This window comes from Methylocystis sp. SB2 (assembly GCF_049817085.1).
Lineage (GTDB): Bacteria > Pseudomonadota > Alphaproteobacteria > Rhizobiales > Beijerinckiaceae > Methylocystis > Methylocystis rosea.
On sequence record NZ_CP187401.1, the window covers coordinates 1,463,195 to 1,482,665 of the forward strand.

Below are 19,471 nucleotides of genomic sequence, written 5' to 3' on the forward strand. Positions count from 1 at the left end.
ATGAGACGGCCGAAGTGACCCGCCGCGCTTGCGCCGCTCAGGAGCCGGCAAACAGGGGCAAGCTGCATTTCGCTAGTTCAGGTCCGAACGACTGAAACTCAACACGATGACACCTTAGACACGCTTGGCTTATTAGAAACAAAACGAAACTAAGCAGCCGGAATCTCGACACGCCCGTGCGGAACATTCCGGGCGCCCTTGCTCAATCAAGAAGTGAGCAATGCATGCCGTTCTACTTAGGTATAAAACAAGCAGTGATAAATGCTTTTTACATTGCCAATCGCATTCAGTCTGCTCTAACAAAACGCAGAAAACTTGCACTATTTACGCATCATAAGAGCGCATCGACCTGGCTAACATCGATAGTCGCGAATATTTGCCGCGAAAACAATTTAAAATACATCGCGATCCCCTGGGGGCGTCAATGCCCAGAGTCAGGATATACTATAGAGACGGCGCTTAAGTCCGACAATGATGTCGTTGTCGCGCTGAACGCTGACTATTTCAGCATAAAGAATCATATATCTGCGGACATGCAATGCATGCACGTTATAAGGAATCCTCTGAGTGTCGTCGTCTCCGCATACTACTCCCACCTCCGAACCCATCCGATTGATGGATGGCGCCTCCTGATTGGTCAGAGGAGTGTTTTGAGTGAAGTAGACCAAGACGTCGGCATGGCCTTGACCTTGGCGTTTCTTGAATCGCGTCACTTTCAGCCGGAGACGAACGGTCCGTTGTGCGATATGATCTCGTGGAATTATGACGACTCACGGATCGTCACGTTGCGCATGGAGGACATCACGTCAAACGCAGCCAATTTCTTCCAATTGCTGTCTCGAACGGAGGTCTTGAGAAAGGCGACGATGCCTGATCCTGATAGGTTTACGTTTGCCGCAATGACCGGCCGGCAACAGGGAGTGATAGATCTCTCGTCGCATTATCGCTGTGGAAGCAGCACTGAATGGCGAGATGCTTTGCCGAGAGGAGTTATCTTATATGTCCTTCATCATTATCGAGATTTTCTGCTACGGTTCTATCCAGACGTTCTTTTCGAAGCTGACTCCTTGAGCGCCGCCAGAGTTCGTTCGAATTCAGACGGCCTGCGGGCGTGAGGAAGCGAGGACGCCAGCGACTGGAGGCTGTCATACGCTGCGTTGCGCGCAACAAAACGAAACAACCGCGCCAGAATCTCGACACAGCTGTGCGGAACTCTCGGTTTGGAACTCGCCGCTGGCTCGAAGCCGCGAGTAGGTGAACTCTCCGACCTTGAACAAACCCGCATCAAGCGCGGCCGATAGGCGATGGATCCTGGTCGTCGAGGACGACGAGGATATTCGATCGCTTTTATCGAAATATCTCAGCGACAACGGGTTCGAGGTGATGCTTGCCAGTGACGGCAAACAGATGGACGAGGTTCTCGCAAGCGCGCAGGTCGACCTTATCGTGCTCGACGTCAACCTTCCCGGCGAGGATGGATTTTCCATCTGCATGCGCTTGCGAAACACGGGAAGTCCGCCATTGATCATGTTGACCGCGCGCGGCGAAGACACGGACCGGATACTTGGTATCGAACTTGGGGCGGACGATTATCTTGTCAAACCCTTCGTTCCGCGTGAACTGCTCGCGCGCATCGGGGCCGTCCTCCGGCGAACTGCACCGGATATTGAGTCGTCCCAGAAAATCAGCGCCTATAGCTTTTCTGGATTCTTCCTCGACTCTTCCACACGGCGCCTGTTGGGTCCGACCGGCGTGCGGGTGATCCTCACGAGCGCGGAATTCGACCTGTTGCTGACGCTCTGCCGCAATCCCGGAAAAATATTCTCGCGCGAGGAGCTCAAGGCGTCATCCACGACCGAGCGGAGCGTGGACATCCTGATAAGCCGGCTTCGTCAAAAGATCGAGAATGACCCGCGAGACCCGACGCTCATTCAGACGGTCCGCTCGATGGGCTATACGTTCACGGCGAAAGTCAACGTCCAGTGAGAACATCTGCGCTCCGAAACATCAATGTGCAGCTGGGACTTCTCCTCCTCTTATGCGTCGGCCTGTTCCACGCGGCGGTGACGACGATCCTTTTCCTGTCCGAACCCGCTCCCGGCCACCCTCGCGACCTGAGCGCCTCCATTGTCGTGGCGGCTTTAACCGCGTTGGACGCCGCCTCCGCAGCGGAAAGGCCAGCCATCGCAACAGGTTTTAACGACAACTTTCCGGGGTTTCACGTCGCGCTCTCAGAGCCAGGAGTCGTCACGCGCAACGGGGCGCAGCCAGTTTATTTTCGGTTTCGCCTCCCCGTCGGAGTCGAGATCGCAGCGCATGATGACAACAAGCGATTTAGCGGGTCGTTGCACGATGGGCAGCAATTCCTGCTCGACGCTCCGATGCGGCCTTCCGGATTTCCACGATTCGCGATCGTCACCCTGGGCTTCGTCGCGGTGAGCTTGTTCATATTCTCCCTATGGGCCGCGCTGTCGCTTACGCGGCCCCTGACGAATTTCGCGGACGCCGCCGAATCCTTCGGACTCGACAGTGTTCCGGCGCAGCTCGCCGAGACAGGCCCCGAAGAGGTCCGCAAGGCGACGCGGGCCTTCAATCGCATGCAGCGTCGTATTGCCGAGATGGCGTCTCAGCGAACGCGGATGTTGACGTCGGTCAGCCACGATCTTCGGACCCCAATCACGCGGATGCGTCTTCGCGCCGAATACATTGAGAGCAGCGAAACGAAAGCAAAACTGCTGCGGGACCTCGACCAGATGGAAGCGATGGTCGGCGGCTGCCTCGACTATCTGCGCGGTGGGTTCCAGCAGGAGATCGTCGCGCTGGATCTGGCGAGCCTGTTGCAGGCGATCGTCGATCAGTTCGTCGATGTGGGCGCCAATGCGCGCTACGACGGAATCGATCACGTCAACGTTCTGGGCAGTCCGGACAATCTCGAACGCGCATTCTCCAACCTAATCGACAATGCGGTGAAACACGGGGAAAACCCTGAAATCCGGGTGCTCGAAAGCGATGACGCAGCGGTCGTCGAGATTGCCGACAGGGGTCCAGGCATCCCCCAAGCAAGGAGGGATCTGATGCTGGAACCCTTCGAGCGAGGTGACGTAGGCGCGTCCTCGAACACAACAGAGGGCTTCGGGCTCGGCCTGGCGATCGCGCGCGCGATCGTGGAAGCCCACTGCGGACGCCTCACGCTGAATGAGCGGACCGGCGGCGGCCTGATCGCGAGGGTATCGCTGCCCAAAACCGACCTCGAAACAAATCGAAACGAATTGAGCAAATAAATGTCCCCTGAGAGTTCGACCTTGACGCCCAAAGGGGGTCGTCGGGATGTCGATACATCAATCAGGTCCAGGCCGCGCCGCGCTATCGGGTAAAACAGTCGCAGTCGTGCATCCTGCGTGGCATTCTTGCGGGACGCACCAGGTTATCGCTAGCCAGATAGGAGCCTACAAAAAGCTCGGCGCGCGTGTGCTTTCCATTGCGCTCATGGACGATGTCACGCCCTCGGTCGGCCGCGGCGCACGCTGGAAAGATTACAGGGCGCATAGTCAGGATCTCGCCGCCGACGAGAGATATGAATCGTCCGCCACGATCCCTGATCTCTTCAGGACAATGCTCCTTAAGGACGGCTGGTGGCCCTTAACGCATGGCGATCAGGCAACCTGGCTGGTGGAGCTGGTGAAGCGCGCGCCACTTCCCGAAGCGCTCGACACGAACGCTATTGACCTGATTCACGCCAACCACTTTTTCGTCTTGCCTTTCGCCGAGAAGATGCGCGAGAGGCGCAGTATTCCCGTCGTCCTCGACACTCACGACATCCAGGCTCGGCAATACGAACTCCGCAATCGCGCAGGCTTTAGCATCCCGCCTTACGTTGGCTATAGGAGCATGCTTGCCGTCGAACTCGATTGGATCAAGCGCGCGGACGTTTGCATTCACTTAAATTCGGAAGAGTATGCGGCGTTTCAGCAGCTTTTGCCTCTCGCGCAACACGAGCTGATCTATCCCTCGATCGCCCCAGCGGCGCCTCACGACAGTGGCGATCGCGCTATTTTCGTCGCTGGCAACAACGCCGCCAACTACATCAGCGTTCGATGGTTTTTGAAATACATTGTGCCGCGCGTGCCTGAAATATCGATTTCAATTTTTGGCGATATCGCCGATGGCGTGAAAAGCCATGACAGACTCCTGTATAAGGAGCATCGCAATCTGTTCCGCGGCAGAGTCGCTGAAATACAGTCTGCCTACGCCGATGCAGCTCTAGTTCTCCTCCCCACCAGAGAAGGGCACGGCCTCTCGATCAAAACCGTGGAGGCTCTCTCCAGCGGACTGCCGGTCGTCGCGACGTCGAAGGCTTTCAGGGGAATGGGGATCGATCCATCACAGCTTCGCAACGTGTTCGTCGCGGACGACGCCAGCGAATTCGCCGCCGCCATGATGAAGCGTCGTGGGATGAGCGAGCGAAGCGATCCGATGACGAGCGATACGCGCGCATTATACGAAGAGAGATACTCATCTGAGCGTTATGCGAGTCGCCTCGGCGACATCGCAAGCAAGTTGATGGCCCGTATGCAAGCGAAGTGAGCCGACGCGATCGACGCTCCTTTCTCTCGCCGCGAAGGGCAGCGGCAAAGACAACCAAGATGAAAGCACCCCGATCTTCCGAGGCGGCGCGCGTCCGCGCTTTCGGCGTACACTCTGGAGAAGAGCAAGATGGCGCAGCAAATTGAACACGAAAGCGAGGTCGCCCTTTTTCTCGCGTCGCAGATTCAGCTAGAGAACCTCGAAATGAAACGCAGACGCATGGCGGATGCGCTCGATCCAGTAACGGCTTTCGTCTACTTCAAATTGAGAGAATTCTACTGGACTGTGACCAAGCAGCTCGGACTTGGTCATCTGCACAATGGATCACGGTCTCGCGACCGCTTGAAACTCAGGCGTCGGCCTCTGTTGCCAAGAGAACTCGCCTCGGACGACACGCTCTCCTCAATCTCCTCTTGCCGCATTTTCATCGATGTAACGCCAACGCTACGTGTTGGAGGGAAAACCGGCGTTCAGCGCGTCGTTCGCGAAATAGCCAAGAGAGCAATCCAGGATGGATTTGCGCTTCCCGTCGTTGTCGAAAATGGCGAACTTCTTTCCTACTACGATCATCCGTTGCTCCCCGCGTCGATCACGTTCAGGGAAGGCGACAAATTCATGCTCCTCGATGCAAGCTGGAGCATGCTTTCCGAGCATCTGCCTCTTATTCAGCGGCTCGCTGATGTCGGCGGACAGCTCATAACGGTCATACATGACCTGATCCCCTTGATTCATCCGCTCAGCGTCACGCCGCGAATGACTGAGGAATTCAACGAGTGGTTCGAAAAGCTCGTGTTGAAAAGCGATCGCATCATATGCGTCTCAAAGAGCACTGCGACAGATCTCATCGCTTATGTCGCGCGCAAAGATCTCGCTACCAAGCCGAATCTTCGCATCGGCTGGTGGCGACTCGGCGCAGATTTCGACGACCAAGAGAATTCCTCAGTTTCTCCTGAGGCCAAAATCGTGACCACCAGCGAAACGCCTTACTTTCTGAGCGTGGGCACTCTTGAACCGCGAAAATGTTATCCGATCGCGCTCGACGCTTTCGAACGTCTTTGGTCGAGCGGCGTCGACGCGCGTTACGTCATCATTGGCCAAGGAGGCTGGCAAAGCGAATCTCTCCAACATCGCATCAAACAACACTGCGAATTTGGGCGACGTCTCCTGTGGCTTGATAAGGCGAGCGACGCCGATCTTCATCACTGCTACACCCATGCGCGCGCATTGGTTTATCCATCGATGATTGAAGGATTTGGCCTCCCGCTTGTTGAAGCTGGTCGTTACGGGCTTCCCGTCATCGCCTCGGATTTGCCGGTGTTCCACGAAATCGGCGGAGACCACGTCCGCTATTTCAATTTACTGGACTCGAACGACTTGGCCGACAAAATCGAGGAGCTCCATCGGGAACCGATCAAAAAGGAAAAGGCGCCTATTTATTCCTGGGACGATTCTGCGCGCAGTCTCGCCAATCTCATCTTGAATGACGCCTATCAGACCCGCACTGCGGTGGTCCCCGCCTGATTTGCAGTCCAGCGTCTATCCAACCGGCGAGACCCACGTGCTTCTATTTCTCCTCGCGAGACGGGAGCTGAGTCGCGGCAACATGGCGCAAAGAGATCAAACTCCGCTGGCTGGGCCTCATGCCTTTAACAACGATCTCCGACCGCACTTATGGATGCGCTGGCGACACAAGATCGAGCACGGCCTTCTTGCGTGACCCTGAATGGTCCGCCGCGAGGACGAGATAGACCGCGGGCAGAACAAACAGCGTGAACAAGGTGCCGATCGAAAGGCCCGAGGCGATCACCAGCCCCATGTTGAAGCGCGACGCCGCGCCCGCGCCCGCCGCCATGATGAGCGGGAAGACGCCGAGCACCATCGCCGCGGTGGTCATAAGGATCGGACGCAGGCGAATGGACGTGGCCTCCAGGATCGCTTCCCGTTTCGACATCCCGCTGTGTTGCAATTCATTGGCGAACTCCACGATCAGAATGCCGTGTTTGCTGATCAGGCCCATCAACGTCACCAGGCCAACCTGCGTGTAAATGTTGATGCTCGCGCCGCCAAAGCCGAGCATGATGAAAACCAGCGCGCCGGCGATGGACATTGGGACGGATACGAGAATGATCAGCGGATCGCGGAAGCTCTCGAATTGCGCGGCTAGCGCCAGAAAGATGATGATGAGGGCGAAGCCAAACGTCACCGCGAAGCCGCTCGACTCCTGAATGAACTGACGCGAGGGTCCGGCGTAGTCGATCGTATAGGTCGAGGGCAAAACCGTGCGCGCGATCTCTTTCAGCGTGTCGAGCGCCTCGCCGGCGATGACGCCAGGCGCGGCCACGCCAGAAATCGTCACAGAATTAATCTGCTGGAAATGATTGAGCGACTCGGGAACGATGGCGGTTTCGAGCTTGGCGACCGTCGAGAGCGGCGCCAAGGAGCCGTCCGCCGTCTTGATGTAATAATTCAAGATCTGATCCGGATTCAGTCGAAACCGTTGGGCGACCTGCGGAATGACTTTGTACGAACGGCCGGCGAGCCCGAAATATTGCGTATAGCCGCCGCTCAGCGCGGTGGTGAGCGCGCCGCCGACGTCGATCATTCTCAGGCCGAGTTGCGCGGTCTTTTCGCGGTCGATGACAAGCGACAACTGCGGCTGGTCGATCTTGAGATCGGTGTCGAGGAACATGAACTTTCCCGTCGCCAGAGCCTTCGACAGGAATTCGCGGGAGATGCCGTCCATCTTCTCGAAAGGGTCGGTGCTCTGGAACACGAATTGAATCGGCAAGCCCATCGAGCCCGGAAGCGGCGGCGGCTGGAAGGCGACGAAGCGCACGCCTGCAACGGCGCTCAGCTCCTGCTGGAGCATATGCTGCAAGTCCTCCGCGCCGACCTTGCGCTCATCCGCGGGCTTGAGCACGACGCCGGACAGATTCGCCGCCGGCGAATTGATCTGGAACACGCTGTCGGTCTCTGGATGCTTGGCGATGATTTTATAGGCCTGATCGGCGTAGTACAGCTTTTGTTGGAGAGTGGCGTTGGGCGCCGGAGTCGCCTGCGCCAGAATGATGCCCTGATCCTCGTTTGGCGCGAGTTCGCTCTTGGCGCTGGCGTAGAGCCAATAGATGCTCGAGAGCACCAGCCCACCGAAGACGAGCGTCACCGGGACGTAATTGAGGGAGGAGTCCAGCAGCCGGTGATAGCGGACCCGGACGGCGTCCATCCGCGCATCGATAAAGCCGACGATGCGGGACTCAAGCGTCTCCTCGCCTCGCTTCGGGGGCTTGAGCGCGAGAGCGCAACTCACCGGCGACAAAGTGAGCGCGACGATGCCCGACACGGTGACCGCCGCCGCCAGAGTGAAAGCGAATTCGACAAAGAGCGCGCCGGTGAGGCCGCCCTGAAAGCCGATCGGCACATAGACGGCGATCAGCACGATCGTCATGGCGATGATCGGTCCGGCGAGTTCGCGCGCCGCCAGCAGCGCGGCGTCGACAGGCGTCAGGCCTTCGCCGAGATGCCGGTTGACGTTTTCGACGACAATGATGGCGTCGTCGACCACGAGGCCGATCGCCAGCACCAGCGCCAGAAGCGTCAGCAGATTGATCGAGAAGCCGAGCGCGAGGAGAAACGTCAGCGAGCCGATGAGCGAAAGCGGGATCGCCATGATCGGGATCAGCACCGAGCGCCACGATCCCAAAAACACGAAGACGACGGCGGTGACGATGAGGACCGCTTCGATCAGCGTGTGAATCACCTCGTCAATGGAGCTGTTCACGAAATTCGTCGTGTCGTAGACGATCTCGCTATTCAAGCCTTGCGGCAGCGCTTTGACAATGTCGGGATAGGCGTCTTTGACGCCTTTGACTACATCGAGCAAATTCGCGTTCGGCGCCACCAGAATGCCGATATAAACCGCCTGCTTGCCATCGAACGACACCGAGGATTCATAATCGTCCGCGCCGAGCGTGACATTGGCGACGTCGCGCAGCTTCACATTGGCGCCGTTCACCTGCTTGACGACGAGGTTGCGAAACTCCTCGAGTGAATGGAGCGACGTCGCCGCCGAGAGATTGACCTGAACCCATTGGCCCTTGGTCGAGCCGAGGCCGGCGATATAGTCGTTGCTCTGGAGGGACGCCGCCACTTCGCTGGCGGTGAGCCCATAGGCGGCGAGCTTCACCGGATCGAGCCAGGCTCTGAGCGCAAAGGTCTTGCCGCCGATGAGCTCCGCGGTCTGCACGCCTGGCACCGATTGCAAACGCGGCTGCACGACGCGGATGAGATAGTCGGTCACCTGGCTCGGCGTGAGGATGTCGCTGTTGAAGCCAATGTACATGGCGTCGGTCGTTTGGCCGATCTTGACGGTGATGACGGGACGCTGCACGGCCTGCGGCAATTGGTTGAGCACCGAATCGATCTTGGTGCTGATCTCGGTGAGCGCCTTGCCGGAATCATAGTTCAGCCGCAGATTGGCGGTGATCGTGCTCACGCCGATCTGACTCGTCGAGGTGAGATAGTCGATGCCGTTCGCCTGCGCGATGGCGTTTTCGAGCGGCGTCGTGACGAAACCGGCGACGGTCGCGGGATCGGCGCCGAAATAGTACGTCATCACCGTGACAACGGCGTTTTGCGTGCGCGGATATTGCAGCACGGGCAAAGTCGCCAGCGATCTCAGGCCAAGCACCAGGATCAGCAGGCTCACCACGGTGGCGAGCACCGGGCGGCGCACGAAAATGTCGGTGAAACGCATCTTGCGAAATCTCCGTTCACTGATCCACGGGCTTGGGAGAGTCGTCGATAGGCGGCGACGGCTCTTGCGAAATGGCGAGCGGCGCGCCGTTGCGCAGCTTGACCTGACCGGCCGTGACGACCGTGGCGCCTTCGGGCACCCCTTCGAGCACCGAGACTTCGTCGCCGCGCGCCTCCCCAAGCCGAACGAAGGCTTGATGCGCGATGAGTCCGGAGCCTTGCGGCGCCTTCTTATCGGCGCTCTCCTCGCTTTTTTGCGCAAGGAACACCGAATTGCCGAAGGGCGCATAGACGATCGCCGTTTGCGGCAGCGTGATCAGGCGTTGAGGCTTGCCGGTCGCGATTTCCACTGAAGCGAACATGCCGGGCCGCAGCTTGCGTTCGCCATTGGCGAGGCTCGCGCGGATCTGCACGTTGCGGCTTGCGAGATCCACCTTGGAGCTGATGGCGTCGATCTTGCCCGTAAAGCTCTGGCCGGGAAAGGCGTCGACGGTCGCGGCGATGGTTTGTCCGACCGAGACGCCATTCAAGTCCTGCTGCGGCAGGACAAAGTCGAGAAAGATCGGATCGAGCGCCTGCAAGGTCACGATCACAGTACCGGCGCCGATATATTGGCCAAGATCGATCTGACGGATGCCGAGCCTTCCGGCGAAGGGCGCGAGCAAGGTTTTTTGCGCGATCACCGCCTCCTGCTGCACGACTTGGGCGTTGGCGCTTCGCAGATTGGCGATGTCCGTATCCACAGTCGCCTGACTCGCGGCGCGGATTTTGAGCTGCGACTGGTCGCGGCGCAGGTTGATGGCGTTGAGCTCCGCGGTGGCTTTCAAGGCTTCGAGCCGGGCGTTGTCCGTATCCTTGCGCAGCTCGATGAGAATTTGCCCCGCCTTGATGTCCTCGCCCGACTGGAAGTGGATCTTCTCGACGATGCCCGAAGTTTCGAGCGCGAGGTCCGCGCCATTGACGGCGCGGAATGTGCCGATGGCGGAAAACTTCGGGCGCCATTCCCGATAGGCGGCGGTCGTCACCGACACGGTCTGCGGCGGATTGGCCATGGAGGCGAGGAACCGCCCGATCATCATCGAGCGGAAACTGACGAAGCCGTAAAGGCCTGCGAACACGAGGGCGACGACCGCCAGCATGATCATCATGGGCTTGAACATCGATCCGAGACGGTCTTGCAAAAGCGTGTTAACGGGCACGGGAGCGTTCCTCAGCCTCGGCGCGTATCGCCGCTGCGATCGGCAGGGTTGAAATGAGATCGGTGGGTTTGGGAAGCGACGCCGGCGTCTCGTCGAGGCGATTCCACCACCCGCCGCCGAGCGCCTGCATCAGCGCCGCGGTATCCGAGAAGCGCGCCGCCTGCGCCTGGACGCGATTGAGACGGGCGTTGAGCAGGGTCTGCGCGGCGTTGAGGACCGTCGGATAGGTCGTCGAGCCAGCCAAATATTGGGCTTGCGAAATATCCAGGCTTTCGGCGGCGGCCTTTTCGGCCGCAACCTGCGCACGCAGCGTCTCCGCGTCATGCTTGATCGCCTGCAAGGCGTTGGCGACATTCTGGAACGCGCTGATCACGGTGGCGCGATATTGCGCTTCCGCCTGTTCCAGCGCGGCGAGCTTCGCCTCGCGCTGATGGAACAATCTGCCGGCGTCGAACGCCTGGCCGGAGAGCTGCGTCGCAAGATTGTAGACCGAGGTCTGCGGCAAGAATAATTGCGAGAAATTCGAAGCCTGACTGCCGCCATTGCCCGTCAACGTCAGCTGCGGCAGCATATTTGCCGTGGCGACGCCCACATTGGCGCTCGCCTGATGCAATTGCGCCTCCGCCGAAAGCACGTCGGGACGCTGGCGCACCAGATTGGACGGCAGGCTGAGCGGCAGATCCCGCGGCAGATGCAGATGCTCAATGTCGATCGCTTCGCCCTTATCGTCATTGGGAAAGCGGCCGAGATAGGCCATGAGCTGATTGCGCGTCTGCGCGCGCGCTTTTTCGAGCGGCGGCAGCGTCGCTTGCGCTTGAGCGACGAGCGCCTTTTCCGACACCACGTCGGCCGCGCTCACGGCGCCGAGCTCGAAGCGCTTCTGCAATATGTCGAGTTGCTTCTGATAGGCGGCGATGAGATCGCGCGTGACCTTGATCTGCGAGGCGTAGTTGGAATCGGCGATCGCAGCGGTCACCACATTGGCGGCCAGCGCCAGATAGGTCGCCTCAAGCTGGAATCGCTGATACTCGGCCGCGGCGAAATCGCTCTCAACCGTGCGCATCGTCTTGCCGAAGACGTCGGGGGTGAACGACACGGCGACATTCGAATTATGGAGCGTATAAAGTAGCGCCGTCGCCCCGCTCGACGACGAGCCTTGCGATCCGCTCGACGAGGAGCTTTGCGAGAAGCCGCCGAATTGCGCCGTCGTCATTTGCGTGCGCGCGACGCTCTGGCTCAGAGTGGCCGACGGAAAGAAGGACGCCGCATCGGCTTCCGTAGTTTCGCGCGCCTGGCGCAGCGCCGCTTCGGCGGCGGCGATGTTGGGATGATTGGTCACCGCCTCGGCCACCAGCGCCGAAATCTGCTTGGAGCGGAACAGTCGCCACCATTCGCCCGGAATGTCGCGGCCAGGAACGAGCTTTTGCGCGCCGCCGCCCGCGATGGCCGCCGACTGGGTGATGTTAGCCGGCTTACCTACCGCATAGCCCGCGCCCAAGGGCGCCTCCGGCGCGACAAAGTCGGGGCCCACAGCGCAGCCGGAAAGAAACGCGGCAAGCAGAAGCCCCAGCGCCGCCGCCCTGCCCTTTGAGCTGATCAATGTCCCTTGGCGTCGATCGCTCTGGGCGATGTTTCGCGCCTTCCGGCTTTCGAGCGCAAGAGCGAGGCGATCCCCCACATGCGGGTTGAGCAACGGCCGGGATATTTGAGGCGCCCTCCAGCTCATATCGGACCCAGGTTAAACTGAACGGTTCAGTTTTATGCTTGCTCTTTGGCGCCTGTCAACGTTAAATTGAACTGGATCGTTTAGTTTGAAACTTTTCAAAAGTCGGCCGATAGATAAGTCACACCCCACGGCGACAGGCCGGGTTGAGCCCGGGCGAAGGTGCGAGAATGAGCCTATGGTGCGGGGCAGAGCCTTGAATGAAAGCCAGAGTCCTTGCGGCGTTACCGCTACAAAGATTGAAATTGAGGACCCCGCCATGAAGAGCCCGTCGGCGGATCATGCGACGGCAGGATCGACAGAGGCGCATGTTGCGGGACGGAAGGAATGTTCCGTAATCGAGGCTGCGCGAAAATTATTCCTCGAACAGGGCTTCGCGGAGACGAGCATGGACGCGATCGCGCGGTCCGCTTGCGTGTCGAAGGCGACGCTCTACGCTTACTTTCCCAGCAAGGAAGCTTTGTTCGCCCATTTGATCGAAGCGGAATGCCGCCTGAAAGCGAGCAGGCTGAAGATGCCCGATCTCGACATCGGCCTTGTCGAGGCCCTACGAAGCTTCGCGCGTCAATTTGTCGAAGTGTATTTGACCCCGGAGTCGATGGCGTTTTTTCAGGCGATTTCCAGTGAGCGCATGCGCTTTCCGCAACTCTGCAGGCTCTTCTTTGAAAGCGGGCCGAAAAACGAGCTCATGCGTGTCGCCGCCTTGCTCGAAGAGGCCAAAGACCGCGGCCTCCTGACGTTCACAGACGCGACTGAAGCCGCGAGCCATTTTTTGAGTCTAGTCCGCGGAGACTTGCCGCTTCACACCGCGCTTGGTCTCGAACCGAGAGCCGAAGCCTCCGCTAACGCGATGGTCGATGCCGGAATCGATGCTTTTCTGAGAGCATATAGGCGAGAGGGAACTTCGCGCGTTGCAGCGAGATGTCGCAACAAGACCGCTTCAAACTAATTGTACGACGCGATTGCTATGGGCGAAGCATGACGAGTAAACCGCCAATTCGATGGATATTCTTGCTTGCCGCAATCGTCGCGGGCGGCTGCTTCCCATGCCGGGCGGACGATGCGACAGCGGGAAAGAAAAGTGTAAACGAACAATCCGTTCCGTCACGCGGTCTGCCGGCGGAGGTCGTCACCAACCATACGATCACGCTCGGCGGCGAGAAGGTGGCGTTCACGGCGCGAGCAGGCGCCGTGCATCTGCGGGACGCCCAAAGTGATGCGCCGCAGGCGGATGTGGCCTACGTTTCTTATGAACGCGCGGGCGCGGAATCGCTCAGCCGGCCGATTGCTTTCGTCTTCAACGGCGGACCCGGCGCGGGCTCCGCCTGGCTCGGTCTAGGCGCGCTGTCGCCATGGCGGCTTCACATGGTCAACGCGCTTTCGCCGTCGGCGCCGCCCACGATCGTCGAGAACGCCGAGAGCTGGCTCACGTTCGCCGATCTGGTGTTCGTTGATCCGCCGGGCACAGGCTACAGCAAAATCGTTGGCGACAGCGAGGATCTCAGGAAGCGATTCTTCTCGGTCCAAGGCGATGCCGACGCGCTTGCAGTCGTCCTTCGCAAATGGCTGACGACACACCGACGCCTTGCCTCCCCCAAATATCTTGTCGGCGAGAGCTATGGGAGTTTTCGCGCCGTCAAACTGGTGCATGCGCTGCGAGAGCGCGAAAGCGTGGGGGTGACAGGTCTCATTCTCATCTCCCCAGTCCTCGACTTCACCTGGTTGGACGCGCGCAATCTTCTGTCCTACGCGGCTTACTTACCTTCGTTTGCAGCAGTCACGCGCGGCGCAAAGGATCGAGCCGCACTTGCCGACGTCGAGGAATATGCCGGAGGCGCTTATCTGACCGATCTGCTCAAGGGGGTGCGGGATGCCGACGCTCTGTCGCGGCTGAGCGCCAGGGTAGCGCAATTCACTGGTCTCAACAGCAAGATTGTGTCGCAGCTCGGCGGCCGTGTGCACGTCAAGACGTTCAGTCGCGAGCGGGCCCGTGACGACCAGCGGATTCTGAGCGCTTATGATGGGGAAGTTGCCGGCTTCGACCCCGCGCCCTTTTCCCAAGATAGCGACTGGGAGGATCCCGTGCTTGACACGCTGCGCACGCCGCTGGGCGCCGCCATGAGCCGGATCGTGACCGAAAAGCTAGAGTGGCCAATAAACGACGCGCGATATGAAATCCTCAATGCGCAAGTTGCGCACCAATGGGATTACGGGCGCGGTGGGCGCGTCAACGCGGAAGCCGTCTCAGACTTGCGCGAGGCGTTGGCGCTCGATCCGCGGCTCAAGGTTCTCATCGTGCACGGAATTACCGATCTCGTTACGCCCTATTTTGCGACGAAACTCTTGCTGGACCAGCTTCCGGCCTTTGGCGATGGTTCGCGCGTGCAGTTCGTTGTTCTGCCCGGTGGGCACATGCCTTATGTGCGGGATGAATCCCGTCGGGCTTTACGCGACACGGCGCGAATTTCTGTTGAACGGAATTGACAAACAACGCCGACGCCGACACTTCGCGGCGCGTTCGAACAGCCTCTGTTCAAACATCCAGTCATGCAATGCGACGATCGAGTAAATGACGTTCGGTTTCGATCTTCGCAAACTCGGAAGCAGGATACGGCCAATGGCCCTCGACACTCGCAGCGCGTGGAAAGGCTTTGTCGCGGTCGCTATCGCCGCCGCGATGGCATTCGCCGCGACGATGTTCCTTTTGCAGGCGGAAAGCGCGCGGATCAAGGTCGGAATTCTGCATTCGCGCTCTGGACCGATGGCGATCAGCGAAAATTCAATGGTCGACGCGGAGCTGCTCGCGATTGAGGAGATCAATGCGAAGGGCGGCTTACTGGGACGCAAGATTCAGCCGATCATCGCCGACGGCAAATCCGATTGGCCGACCTTCGCGAAGGAAGCCGAGCGCCTGATCACCGAGGAACACGTATCCGTGATTTTCGGATGCTGGACCTCCGCGAGCCGTAAGACGGTTGCGCCCATTATCGAAAAATACGGTCAGCTCCTGGTCTATCCCATGGCCTATGAGGGACTCGAACAGTCGCCCAACATTATCTACACGGGCGCGGCGCCCAATCAGCAGGTCATTCCGGCGATCAAATGGAGCCTCGATCACATTGGCAAAAAATTCTATCTGATCGGCTCAGATTATGTTTGGCCGCACAGCATCAACGAAATTATGAAGGACACGATTCGCGCGCTTGGCGCGGAGCTTGTGGGCGAAGACTATATTTTCTTCGGAAGCTCAAACGTCTCCAGGGCGGTCCAAAAAATCCAGATGGCGCAGCCGGACGTTATAATCAGTTCGGTGGTGGGCGATTCCAACAAGGCGTTCTATCAGGCGCTGACCGACGCTGGGCTTTCCGCTGACAAATTGCCCGTTGTCTCCGTCAGCATCGGCGAGGAGGAGCTTCGCAGCCTGCCAATTGCGAGCCTCCAGGGCCACTACAGCGCCTGGAGCTATTTCGAGGCGATCAAGAAGCCGGAGAACGAGCGGTTCGTTCGCGCCTTTCGCGAAAGATATGGCGCCAACCGTGTGACGGGCGACGTTATTGCGACCTCATACTTCAGCGTCATCTTATGGGGAAAGGCGGTCCAGGAAGCGCAATCCTTCGACGTTCAGAGGGTCAAACGCACCATGCTGACCGAGACCCTCGATGCGCCCGAAGGTCTGGTGTCGGTGGATCCCTACACGCAGCATACGTGGCGGTCTTTCTCTGTCGGTAAAATTCAAACCGATGGCCGAATCGAGCTTGTCTGGACGATCGATCGTCCGATCCGTCCCGTGCCCTATCCGCCGACTCGCACGAAAGCCGAGTGGGAGGAATTTCTGACCGCCTTGTACAACCGATGGGGCGGCAGATGGGCCAATCCGACAGAGGCGGACTGATCGATGAAGCTTCCCAGGCTCGATTTCCTCCGGCGCTCCATCGGCGCCAAGATCATCTTCTGGTTCCTTGCGATCAATATCGTCTCCTGCGGCCTCCTCGCCTGGCGAACCTATGACATTTCGCGAGAGTCTCTGGAGCAGACGATTCAGACGTCGCTGCAGGTCGTCGCCAAGAAGAAAGTGGAGCAGCTGGAGACTCTGACGCTTGAAAAAATCAGAAGCGTCGAGTCGCTGATGCACAGCGCCTCAATTGGCGAAGCCACCCGGGAATTTTCCGAAACCATAAGGACGAGCGGGAGAGACTCGGAGTCCTATCGCCAAGCTGTCGCGAAACACGGCCCCGTTCTCAAGCGTTTTTCCGACACGTTCAACTATGTCAACTGCGCGATTGTCTCGCCCGAAGGCTTCACGCTTTTCGAGCAATCGGACCCTGCCCTTTTCAACCCAAATTCCCTCGGCGGACCGCTCAAGGGAACGGAGCTTTCAGACACGATCAATCGGGCGCGCACATTGCTGCAGGCCGAAATTTCGGCGTTTCAGATCTATCCCGGGCTGAAAGAGCCTGCCGCCTTTATTGCAGGGCCTGTTCTGGAAAACGGCGTCGTGATTGGCGTCGTCGTCTTCCAGCTCGATAATCAGGAGCTTTACAGCCTCATCAACGACTACACGGGTCTCGGCGAGACGGGAGAGGTGCTCGTCGCCGCCCGCTTGGATCAGGGCCAAATGGTCGTGGTCAATCCGCTGCGGCATGACGCTTCCAAGGCGTTCAGCATTAGAGCGCCGCTCGATGGCGGCGCTTTTCCTGCGCTCGCCAGGGCGCTCGCCGGCGTCCATGGCTCGGGCCTCTTCGATGACCTCGAGAACAGGCCCGTCGTCGCCTCGTGGACCTATGTTCCGTCGTTTCGCTGGGGCATGGTCGTGCAGCAGAGCACGAAGGAGGCCTTCGCGCTCACCAGCGCGCAAAAAGAGGCGACGCTCTGGCTGCTGTTTTTTATGATTCCACCGATTATCGCTTTGGCCATGGGCGTCGCGCGCACGATCACCAAGCCGATCAAGACCGCCGTCGGCGTCGCCGAGAAGGTCGCCGCAGGGGATCTCGACGCAAATTTCGAGATCGGCAGCCGTGATGAAACGGGGCTCCTGCTGAGGGCGATCCGCTCGATGACCGTGGAGCTGCGCGGACTGTACGACTCCATGGAGGACAAGATCCGGGCGCGCACGCGCGAACTTCAGCTCGCGAATGAGGAATTGTCCGTCGCGCGCGTGGCGGCCGAGGAAGCCAGCAAGACAAAAAGCGCCTTTCTTGCAAACATGAGCCATGAGCTGCGCACGCCGCTCAACGCCATCATCGGTTATAGCGAAATGCTTCAGGAGAACGCGCTCGACAACGACGACCCAGAGCCGATCGAGGACCTGAAGAGGATCGAGAGCGCGGGCCGGCATCTGCTTGGCCTGATCAACGATATTCTCGATCTTTCCAAAATCGAAGCTGGAAAGATGGAGGTCTTCATCGAGAGAGTGGAGATCAGGCCTCTCGTGAATGAGGTCCTTTCGATCGTTCAGCCCCTCGCCGACAAGAACGGCAATGCGCTAGAACTCTGCTGCCCCGACGACGTTGGCGGCTTTTTGTCCGACGAAACGAAGGTCAAGCAGTGCCTGCTCAATCTCATGAGCAATGCAAACAAATTCACGAGCCACGGAAAAGTCACTTTGACCGTCAAGCGGGACGCCGACGCTTTTGTGATTTTTCACGTGTCGGACACGGGGCTCGGCATGACGCAGGAGCAGCTTTCCCGCCTGTTCCAGGCCTTTACTCAAGCCGACGCGTCCACCACGAAGCGCTTCGGAGGGACGGGGCTGGGGCTCGCGATCACCAAGCATTTTTGCGCAGCGCTCGGCGGCGATATCTCCGTTGGGAGCGCGCTGGGCACAGGCTCGACCTTCACGATCAGGCTTCCGGACCGGCAGGAGCCCCTCGCAACGAAGAAACGGGCCGAGCCGACTTCGTCCCGGCGTCTCCCGACGATACTGGTCGTCGACGACGACGCGACCGCGCGCGACCTGCTCACACGAACTTTGGAGAACAAGGGCTATCACGTCATCGCCGCCCGTAATGGGCTGGAAGCGCTGGCCCTGGCGAGACAGCACAGGCCGAATGCGATCACGCTGGATGTGATGATGCCCCAGCTCGACGGCTGGAGCGTGCTTAGGCAGCTCAAGGAGGATGATGAGCTGCGGAACATCCCCGTCATCATGGTGACGATTCTCAACGAGCGCGCTCTGGCGATTCCGCTCGGGGCGGCGGAGCTTTTGACAAAGCCCATCGACCGTCAGCGCTTGACGGCCCTGATGACGCAATATTGCGCGGCATCGAGCGAAACGAGGGTGCTCATCATCGAGGACGACTCCGCGACGCGCGAGCTTCTTTGCCGCTGCGTTTCGGGCGCCGGCTACACCGCCGAAGCCGCCATCAACGGGCAGGATGGGCTTGAGTGGATCGCTAAAAATCCGGCGCCGGACCTTATCCTTCTCGACCTGATGATGCCAAATCTCGATGGGTTCGGTTTCTTGAGAGAATTGCGTAAGCGCCGCGCCTATGACCATTTGCCGGTCGTCATCGTCACGGCGAAAGATCTCAGCGAAGAGGATATGCGCAAGCTGAAAGAATTCGGAGCTGACATCATCACAAAGGACCATGACTATCTTGAGGAGCTGGTGACGATCATGCGTCAGTGCCTCAATCCCAGCGCGGCGGACGCCGTCCAAGCGCATTGACATCGGAGACAGGGTCGGTGGTGAAGATTTTGCTTGTCGAAGATAATGAGATGAACCGGGATATGCTGTCGCGGCGCCTCAGGCGAAATGGCTATGAAGTCGTGATCGCCATAGATGGCCAGCAGGGCGTCGATATGGCCGCCGCCGAATCGCCCGATCTCATCCTGATGGACATGAGCCTGCCGGTCATCGATGGCTGGGAGGCGGCCCGCCGGGTCAGAGAAAACGAAGCGACGCGCAAGATTCCGGTCATCGCCCTGACCGCCCATGCGATGGCGGGGGACCGGGAGAAGGCGATCGAAGCGGGATGCGACGACTATGACACGAAACCTGTCGAGATCACGCGACTTCTGGGCAAGATCACGGCCCTGATTGAATCTGGCGCTTAGCATCGTCTGATCAATTATCGTCTCGAAGCCTCGTCTCCAGAGGCACGGCCGCGTTCCTGTAGCCGTCGTCGTTGAGCGAACTTTGGCGACCCCACCGGTTGAAACATTTATGAGAAATACGAGTCACGCATCTTGGACGGCGGGCGTTGGCGCATTC

The 19,471-nt window shown here is 59.2% G+C and carries 13 protein-coding genes and 1 pseudogene; 11 read left to right on the plus strand and 3 right to left on the minus strand.

All coding sequences use genetic code 11. The annotated features are described in order from the left end of the window. Positions 1–224: 224 nt before the first annotated feature. The 6 genes and pseudogenes from ACPS74_RS07180 to ACPS74_RS07205 all read left to right on the plus strand — a co-directional run bounded on the left by ACPS74_RS07180 (position 225) and on the right by ACPS74_RS07205 (position 6,105). A complete protein-coding gene (locus ACPS74_RS07180; protein WP_029650763.1) occupies positions 225–1,115 on the plus strand; it encodes a hypothetical protein in 891 nt (296 codons plus the stop codon). 139 nt (positions 1,116–1,254) lie between these two features. Next, on the plus strand, positions 1,255–1,986 hold the full coding sequence (locus tag ACPS74_RS07185) for a response regulator (RefSeq protein WP_239753950.1): 732 nt from the start codon (positions 1,255–1,257) through the stop codon (positions 1,984–1,986). A 395-nt stretch (positions 1,987–2,381) separates the two neighbouring features. Beyond that, a pseudogene (locus tag ACPS74_RS07190) lies at positions 2,382–2,555 on the plus strand (two-component sensor histidine kinase); the annotation flags it as partial. A gap of 84 nt (positions 2,556–2,639) precedes the next feature. Continuing rightward, positions 2,640–3,281, plus strand: coding sequence for a sensor histidine kinase (locus tag ACPS74_RS07195; protein WP_239755395.1), 642 nt, complete (start codon positions 2,640–2,642; stop codon positions 3,279–3,281). Between the two features lie 187 nt (positions 3,282–3,468). Further along, positions 3,469–4,584: a glycosyltransferase gene (locus ACPS74_RS07200; protein ID WP_239753942.1), complete on the plus strand. Its 1,116-nt coding sequence runs from the start codon at positions 3,469–3,471 to the stop codon at positions 4,582–4,584. Between the two features lie 129 nt (positions 4,585–4,713). Continuing rightward, positions 4,714–6,105: a glycosyltransferase family 4 protein gene (locus ACPS74_RS07205; protein ID WP_029650754.1), complete on the plus strand. Its 1,392-nt coding sequence runs from the start codon at positions 4,714–4,716 to the stop codon at positions 6,103–6,105. Positions 6,106–6,253: 148 nt separating this feature from the next. On the opposite strand, the gene ACPS74_RS07210 is transcribed toward ACPS74_RS07205, so the two are convergent. Genes ACPS74_RS07210 through ACPS74_RS07220 form a run of 3 tightly spaced genes read right to left on the minus strand, consistent with a single transcriptional unit; the run spans position 6,254 to position 12,213 of the window. After that, positions 6,254–9,337, minus strand: coding sequence for an efflux RND transporter permease subunit (locus ACPS74_RS07210; RefSeq protein ID WP_029650752.1), 3,084 nt, complete (start codon positions 9,335–9,337; stop codon positions 6,254–6,256). A 16-nt stretch (positions 9,338–9,353) separates the two neighbouring features. Next, complete coding sequence (locus ACPS74_RS07215; protein ID WP_202968009.1) at positions 9,354–10,496, minus strand: efflux RND transporter periplasmic adaptor subunit; 1,143 nt, start codon at positions 10,494–10,496, stop codon at positions 9,354–9,356. Positions 10,497–10,524: 28 nt separating this feature from the next. Continuing rightward, positions 10,525–12,213 carry an efflux transporter outer membrane subunit gene (locus ACPS74_RS07220; RefSeq protein WP_029650748.1) on the minus strand — a complete coding sequence of 563 codons (1,689 nt, stop codon included), beginning with the start codon at positions 12,211–12,213 and terminating at the stop codon, positions 10,525–10,527. A gap of 433 nt (positions 12,214–12,646) precedes the next feature. On the opposite strand from ACPS74_RS07220, the gene ACPS74_RS07225 reads away from it, so the two are divergent. The 5 genes from ACPS74_RS07225 (at position 12,647) to ACPS74_RS07245 (ending at position 19,314) form a co-directional block, all read left to right on the plus strand. After that, positions 12,647–13,207 (plus strand): TetR/AcrR family transcriptional regulator, encoded by a 561-nt coding sequence (locus tag ACPS74_RS07225; protein WP_239753934.1) that lies wholly within the window; start codon positions 12,647–12,649, stop codon positions 13,205–13,207. Between the two features lie 62 nt (positions 13,208–13,269). Next, positions 13,270–14,742, plus strand: a complete 1,473-nt coding sequence (locus ACPS74_RS07230) for a S10 family peptidase (RefSeq protein WP_051381775.1) — start codon at positions 13,270–13,272, stop codon at positions 14,740–14,742. Positions 14,743–14,875: 133 nt separating this feature from the next. After that, positions 14,876–16,150: an urea ABC transporter substrate-binding protein gene (locus tag ACPS74_RS07235; protein ID WP_051381774.1), complete on the plus strand. Its 1,275-nt coding sequence runs from the start codon at positions 14,876–14,878 to the stop codon at positions 16,148–16,150. 3 nt (positions 16,151–16,153) lie between these two features. Further along, complete coding sequence (locus ACPS74_RS07240; RefSeq protein WP_029650741.1) at positions 16,154–18,925, plus strand: response regulator; 2,772 nt, start codon at positions 16,154–16,156, stop codon at positions 18,923–18,925. Between the two features lie 17 nt (positions 18,926–18,942). After that, positions 18,943–19,314, plus strand: coding sequence for a response regulator (locus ACPS74_RS07245; protein WP_029650740.1), 372 nt, complete (start codon positions 18,943–18,945; stop codon positions 19,312–19,314). Positions 19,315–19,471 lie beyond the last annotated feature (157 nt).

Excerpts from the sequence above, each read along its gene's own strand:
- ACPS74_RS07180 (WP_029650763.1), top strand. The coding sequence starts at position 225 with ATGCCGTTCTACTTAGGTATAAAACAAGCAGTGATAAATGCTTTTTAC.
- ACPS74_RS07195 (WP_239755395.1), top strand. The coding sequence starts at position 2,640 with ATGTTGACGTCGGTCAGCCACGATCTTCGGACCCCAATCACGCGGATG.
- ACPS74_RS07205 (WP_029650754.1), top strand. The coding sequence starts at position 4,714 with ATGGCGCAGCAAATTGAACACGAAAGCGAGGTCGCCCTTTTTCTCGCG.
- ACPS74_RS07210 (WP_029650752.1), bottom strand. The coding sequence starts at position 9,337 with ATGCGTTTCACCGACATTTTCGTGCGCCGCCCGGTGCTCGCCACCGTG.
- ACPS74_RS07215 (WP_202968009.1), bottom strand. The coding sequence starts at position 10,496 with ATGTTCAAGCCCATGATGATCATGCTGGCGGTCGTCGCCCTCGTGTTC.
- ACPS74_RS07225 (WP_239753934.1), top strand. The coding sequence starts at position 12,647 with ATGGACGCGATCGCGCGGTCCGCTTGCGTGTCGAAGGCGACGCTCTAC.
- ACPS74_RS07235 (WP_051381774.1), top strand. The coding sequence starts at position 14,876 with ATGGCCCTCGACACTCGCAGCGCGTGGAAAGGCTTTGTCGCGGTCGCT.
- ACPS74_RS07240 (WP_029650741.1), top strand. The coding sequence starts at position 16,154 with ATGAAGCTTCCCAGGCTCGATTTCCTCCGGCGCTCCATCGGCGCCAAG.